General features: G+C 61.9%; 4 protein-coding genes. 1 reads left to right on the plus strand and 3 read right to left on the minus strand.

Going from position 1 to position 6,123, the window contains the following annotated elements; all coding sequences use genetic code 11:
- Positions 1 to 128: 128 nt before the first annotated feature.
- Both VHX65_08045 and gltX read right to left on the minus strand, forming a co-directional pair.
- Positions 129 to 962 (minus strand): ThuA domain-containing protein, encoded by an 834-nt coding sequence (locus tag VHX65_08045; protein ID HEX3998485.1) that lies wholly within the window; start codon positions 960 to 962, stop codon positions 129 to 131.
- Between the two features lie 299 nt (positions 963 to 1,261).
- Positions 1,262 to 2,845, minus strand: coding sequence for a glutamate--tRNA ligase (gene gltX / locus VHX65_08050; protein ID HEX3998486.1), 1,584 nt, complete (start codon positions 2,843 to 2,845; stop codon positions 1,262 to 1,264).
- A gap of 414 nt (positions 2,846 to 3,259) precedes the next feature.
- Here gltX and VHX65_08055 point away from each other — a divergent pair, with 414 nt between their 5' ends.
- A complete protein-coding gene (locus VHX65_08055; protein HEX3998487.1) occupies positions 3,260 to 4,456 on the plus strand; it encodes a thioredoxin family protein in 1,197 nt (398 codons plus the stop codon).
- Positions 4,457 to 4,602: 146 nt separating this feature from the next.
- Here VHX65_08055 and glpK read toward each other — a convergent pair whose 3' ends face one another.
- The gene (glpK, locus tag VHX65_08060) at positions 4,603 to 6,114 is read right to left on the minus strand and encodes a glycerol kinase GlpK (GenBank protein HEX3998488.1); all 1,512 of its coding nucleotides are present in this window, start codon (positions 6,112 to 6,114) and stop codon (positions 4,603 to 4,605) included.
- Between the last annotated feature and the right edge of the window lie 9 nt (positions 6,115 to 6,123).

The raw sequence follows: 6,123 nt of genomic DNA on the forward strand, positions 1-6,123 counted from the left end.
CTGCTCGGACTCCCACTCTCCATGCATCCATCCACTTCCCGCGAAGTTCGCCCGCGAACGAGAAAGAGCCGGCGGCGCAGTTGTTGCGCCGCCGGCTCTTCTTGTAAATCTCCGTTGTGCTTGCGAGACTATTTCTCGCTCGTCTTCTCGGCCTTCAGATGCGCATCATCCAGCTTGCCGACCGACCACAATAGGCCGCGGGTCACCAGATCGAGATAACGGGGATCGGCACACGTCTCGTTGTTGTGGCCGATCGTGGTGCCAAACACTTTGCACTTGCCGTTGTATTCGTTCGTCCAAATGACGACCGTCTTGTTGCTTCCCTGGGCGCCCGTCGCCAGCGGATGGGCGGTGTCGAGCGGTTTGCCGATCGAGTTGTTGTAAAGCTCTTCGTGAATCGTCGTCCAATCCTTCATGCCCTTGGTGATCGGGCTTTCGGAATCGGTGAAATGGATCGCGATCGGCAACTGAGCGCCATGGCCGGTGCTCGGAAGACCGGTGAATTCGAACCAGGGCGTGATCTTCTTCGGCCAACCTTCGCTACGGTAGCAGTGCATCGCGCAATGCAGCACTACGCCCGGCAAACCTTCTTGGTGCGGCTTCAAAATCCGATCGATGGTCGCCAGATCCTTGACATCCGCCGAGCATTCGTCGTGCACGATCACGTCGTAGCCCTTCGACCAATCGGGATTGTCGTACACGGGGTTGAGATGGGTCGTCGAGCTGTTCGGATCGTAGGCAATGGTCCACTCGACATTCGCCCGGGCCGAAATGCCTTTGGTGATGATGTCTTTTTGCTTGGCATAGTCGTGGCAGCAGCCGCCGCAAATGAACAAGGCACGGATCGGCTTGGCGTCGTCGGCCCGGGCCGGGCCCGCCAAGCAGAAGAGCGACGCCGACAGCACCGGAACGATAATTGTCGAAAAGCAACGCGACATGAACGAGTCAGCGGGGCGGGTCATCATCGGGTCTCCAGGTCGTGGGCGGGAAATCTCAGTGAGCGATGATACATTGCAGCCTACCGACTTTCAAACGGACCGCTTCCGGACGGGTCAACGCGTCAGCGGAATCGGATCTAAAACTTGCCGCACTAGAGTTCATGCCTCCCTGTCTTATCCGGCCCACTTTGCCAGCTGCTTTGCTAACCACCAAGCCACAGCGCGGCCTTTGGCCGCGACCTAAGTCGCAGGCACGCTCCGTGTGCCGTCTGCCCTGCACTTGTGCGGACCGCGGAGTGCCGATGGCACACGGAGTGTGCCGGCTACGATGGAGCGGCCGCGGCGCGCATTGCAGCCTGCCGGCCGACGACGCGTTCGATTCGCGTGATGCACCGCTCGCGGCCGAGGATCGCCAGACAATCGTAGAGCCCCGGCCCGACGGCCTTGCCGGTGACCGCCACACGTAGCGGATGAATCAGGTCGCCGATTTTCACTCCCGCGGCGGCGACGAACTGCTGCAGCGCCGCTTCGAGCGAGGCGGTGTCGAACGGCTCGATGCTTGCCAGCCGCTCTTTGAATTTTGCAAGTAATTCGATCGCGCCAGGTTTGCGCAGCGTTTTTTCCACGGCTTGTGGATCGTAGACCGGCTCGGCCGCGAAAAAGAAATCGGCGTAGGCCAAAATATCGCCGGCCACTTTCAACCGATCCCCCGACGCCGCAATGATTCGCTCCAACTGCGTCACGTCGCCGGCCGGCGCCGGATCGGCAATCAGTTTTGCTCGCTGTAAATAGGGCAGCATCCTATTCAGCTTTTCGGCTGCGGGAAGCTGCTGCATGTAGTGATCTTCGAAAGCCCAAAGTTTCTTGGGATCGAAGCTGGCCGGAGACTGCGTGACCCGCTCGAGCGTGAAGTTCGCGATCATCTCGTCGCGGGAGAAGAATTCACGCCGATCGTCGAGCGACCAACCCAATAGCAACAGATAATTCAAAATCGCCGACGGCAAGTATCCGACCTGCTCATAAAAATCTACGATCACCGGATTGAAGGTGTCGGCCGATGCCGGGAGCCCCAGCGCGGCGGCGATCCGCGAGCCATGCTCGGCCACCTGCGCGAAATCGCGATTCTTCAGATACTTATCGAGCTTCCGCTTGCTGAGCTTATTGTGGCTCCCTGGCTCGGCGACGAACGGCAAGTGAGCATATTCCGGAAGCGGATAGCCGAGCGATTGGGCGATGAACACTTGGCGCGGCGTGTTCGAGAGATGTTCTTCCGCCCGGATCACGTGCGAGATTTCGAAATCGAAATCGTCGACCACGCTGGCCAGATGATACAGGCACGTGCCATCGGCGCGCTGCACGACGTGGTCTTGCTCTCTGGCCCATTCGAAATCGACGTCGCCGCGGATATGGTCGTGCAAATGGAGCGTGCCCTGGCGCGGCATCTTGAGCCGCACGACCGGCTGCCGCCCCTGGGCTGCGAAATGCTTTTGTTGGGCCTCGGTTTCGGCCATGAAGCGGCGGCTGTAGAGGAACGGCCGCTTTTCGCGCTGCGCGGTCTCGCGTTCCGCTTGCAATTCTTCGGTCGTGGCATAGTCGCGATAGGCCAATCCGGCCGCGAGCAACTTTTCGACGGCCGTTTGATAGCGCGGCAATCGCTGCGATTGGTAATACGGCGCGTGCGGTCCGCCGACCTCAGGCCCCTCGTCCCAATCGATGCCCAGCCAGCGAAAGCCGTGCAGAATCGGCGCGAGTGCGCTCTCGACGTTGCGCTCCGCATCCGTGTCGTCGATTCGCAGAAGAAATTGGCCACCGTTCCGCCGGGCAAACAGCCAGCAGAAGAGGGCCGTGCGGACACCGCCAATATGCAGATAACCGGTCGGACTAGGAGCAAAACGAGTGCGGACCATGGGGGAGGCGAGGTTCAGGGTTAAGGTGAGGAGACAGAACGAGACAACGGCATCGAATGCAGGCTAATGGCCCGGCTGAAAAGCAGCTTTTCCACAGCCTCCCTCTCCCCTTGTGCCAGAGGCCAGGTGCGGGGTTTGAAGAATGGAAAGCATTTTTCGGCCGAGCGTATCAAACGGATTTTGGGATGTTGGCAGTGGCTTGGGAAGGGGCCACGGTCGGCTTGGTGCGATAGCATCGCAAAACTCACCAGCTGCGTGCTAGCAGCGATTACAGGGCGGCAAATCCGGCAGAAGCCGAACATTCGCTACTTTTGACGAAATTTGCCCTGGCCACCTAGCCGATATGGATGGGGACGTATCATCAGGCTCCAATCGCGCCGATCCATTTCATCGGGTGGAAAAGGGACCTCTTCTATGCGGGAAATCCACCGGCTGCTGACAACCCTCGCCGCCCTCGCGCTTCTCGCCTCTGCTTGGGGCGCCACTGCCGCGGCCGAGGACGGGCCGAACTGGCGGTTCAATCTCGACGAGGCCGAGAAAGAGGCCATTCAAACGCATCGGCTGGTGTTGATCCACTTTTGGGCCCCCTGGTGCGGTCCGTGCCGGGCGCTTGAACATAATGTCTTTCCTCAGCCTGGCGTGGGAGCGGCGCTCGAGCGACGGTTCGTTCCCGTGAAGATCAACGAAGACGACCACGCCTATTCCGCTACCTCGCGACTTTACGGAATTCAATCGATTCCAACCGACGTCGTCATCACGCCCTCGGGCCGGTTGATCGCAAAAATCTCTTCGCCACAAGACCCGCGGCTTTACGTCGCTCAATTGATGCGTGCGGCCGATAGCGCCGCGGCGCCGCCGCCGGAGTACGCAATGGCCGGCCCGCCGAGTTACACGCCAGCGCCGACTGTTCCCGCAACGCCGCCGCCGGCGGCGTCGATGTATGCCAACAACTCTCCGCCCCCTGGCGCGAATCCAGCCGGCGCGTTGCCCGGCCCCGCCGATCCCGGTCCGACGGCTTACGGTCCGCCGGCGTATTCACCTGCTCCAGCGGCCCCTACGAACTACACCGCCGCGCCCCCGGCAACACCGGCTTACAGCAATTCACCACCCGCCGTGCCGCCCGATCCGACGCCCGTCGCTCAAGCGACGGCCCAACAACCGGTGCCGCCGCCGGCTGCACAACCCGCGCCTTCGCCGGCGCTACCGGCTCGGCCTCCCTTGGGGCTCGATGGCTATTGCCCGGTGACATTGATCGAGCGCCATCATGAAACGCCGAGCGATCCGCGCTGCTGGGTGCAGGGCGATCCACGATGGGGCGTGGTGCATCGCGGAACGGTGTATCTATTCGTCGGGCCGGACGAACAAAAACGATTTCTCGCCGATCCGGATCGCTATAGCCCGGCCCTCTCGGGGAATGATCCGGTCGTGGCGTTCGATCAAGGCCGTCTTGTGCAAGGCACTCGCCAGTACGGCACATTTTTCGGCGATCGGATTTACTTGTTCTCGAGCGGGGAAAACCTGGCCAAGTTTGCTCAAAACCCGGAAGTCGCCCGTCACTACGCACAAGAAGTGCGACAAGCCGAGGCGCCCCCGCAAGTCACGATGCACTAACCCGGTTTATTCAGTGCGCCACATGAGCCCGAAGCGTAAGCGAGGAGGCCACCGCGGCTTACCCTCGCTAACGCTTCGGGCCACTATTTCGCAGCGTGTCGCGAATTCCTGGCATTATGAATAACCCGGGCTATGAATAACCCGGGCTAAGACATGCGTGGGCTGCGTTCGTCTGCCCAACCGCGGGTTCGCTCGACGGCCCGCTGCCATTGCCGATAGCGCCGCTCGCGCTCTTCCTCCGGCATCGTCGGCTCGAATCGCCGATCGGCCGACCAATGCGTTGCCAGATCGGCCGTGTCGTTCCAGAAACCGACGGCCAACCCCGCCAGATACGCCGCTCCGAGTGCCGTTGTTTCGGTGACCACCGGCCGCACCACCGGCAATCCCAGCAGATCGGCCTGAAATTGCAATAGGCGATCGTTCACGCTCGCGCCGCCATCGGCTTTGAGCTCCACGAGCGGCGTCGTGGCATCTTGCTGCATCGCGCGCAGCACGTCGCACGACTGTAGCGCCATCGATTCAACCGTGGCCCGGGCTAAATGCGCCGCCGTCGTGCCACGCGTGAGCCCGAAAATCGCCCCCCGGGCATGCGGATCCCAATACGGCGCACCAAGGCCGACGAGCGCGGGCACGAACACAATGCCGCCTGAATCTTCCGCTTCGGCTCCAAGCCGTTCGATTTCCGCCGAACTGCCGATCAATCCCAGCCCGTCGCGGAGCCATTGCACCGCCGCCCCCGCGACGAACACCGAACCTTCGAGGCAATAGGTGGTCGTGCCGTTCAATCGCCAACCGACCGTCGTGAGCAGCCCATGATGCGAAGCGACCGGCCGGTCGCCCGTGTTCATCAGCAGAAAGCAGCCGGTGCCATAAGTGTTCTTCGCGCTGCCGACCGCGAAGCACGCCTGGCCGAACGTGGCCGCTTGCTGATCGCCCGCGCACCCGCCGATCGGCACCTCTTCACCGAACCACTCGGCGGTTGTCGTCGCGTAAACTTCGCTCGACGAACACACCTCCGGCAGCATGCAGCGCGGAACATCGAGCAGGCCGAGCAATTCGTCGTCCCATTCGAGCGTGTGGATGTTGAACAGAAGGGTGCGGCTGGCATTGCTCACGTCGGTGATATGCCGCTTGCCGCCGGTGAGCCGCCAGATCAGAAAGCTATCGACGGTGCCGAACAAAATTTCGCCGGCCTCGGCCCGGCGGCGCAGCGCGGCGTCGGCGTCCAACAAATGCTTGATCTTCGTGCCGGAAAAATAGGCATCGACCACGAGCCCCGTTTTTTCTCGAAACCGCGGCTCGAGCCCGTCGGCCTTGAGCCGGTCGCACTCGGCCGCCGTGACCCGGCTTTGCCAGACAATCGCGTTGGCAATCGGCCGGCCCGAATCGCGATCCCAAAGAATCGTCGTCTCGCGCTGATTCGTGATCCCGATGGCGGCCAGATCGCGCGGCTGCGCGCCAGCCCGAGCGACCGCATCTCGAGCCACGGCCAATTGCGAATTCCAAATCGCTTCCGGATCATGCTCGACGGCGCCCGGCGCGGGCAATATCTGTGGAAATTCCTGCTGCGCCGCCGCCACGATCCGGCCACCGTGGTCGAACACAATAGCCCGGCTCGAGCTAGTGCCTTGATCGAGAGCGAGAATGAATCGCGGCATGGGGGAAAG

The sequence above is a fragment of the Pirellulales bacterium genome (assembly GCA_036267355.1).
Taxonomy (GTDB): domain Bacteria; phylum Planctomycetota; class Planctomycetia; order Pirellulales; family DATAWG01; genus DATAWG01.

Coding starts and splice junctions, on each gene's coding strand:
- VHX65_08045 (HEX3998485.1), bottom strand. CDS start 962: ATGACCCGCCCCGCTGACTCGTTCATGTCGCGTTGCTTTTCGACAATT.
- gltX (HEX3998486.1), bottom strand. CDS start 2,845: ATGGTCCGCACTCGTTTTGCTCCTAGTCCGACCGGTTATCTGCATATT.
- VHX65_08055 (HEX3998487.1), top strand. CDS start 3,260: ATGCGGGAAATCCACCGGCTGCTGACAACCCTCGCCGCCCTCGCGCTT.
- glpK (HEX3998488.1), bottom strand. CDS start 6,114: ATGCCGCGATTCATTCTCGCTCTCGATCAAGGCACTAGCTCGAGCCGG.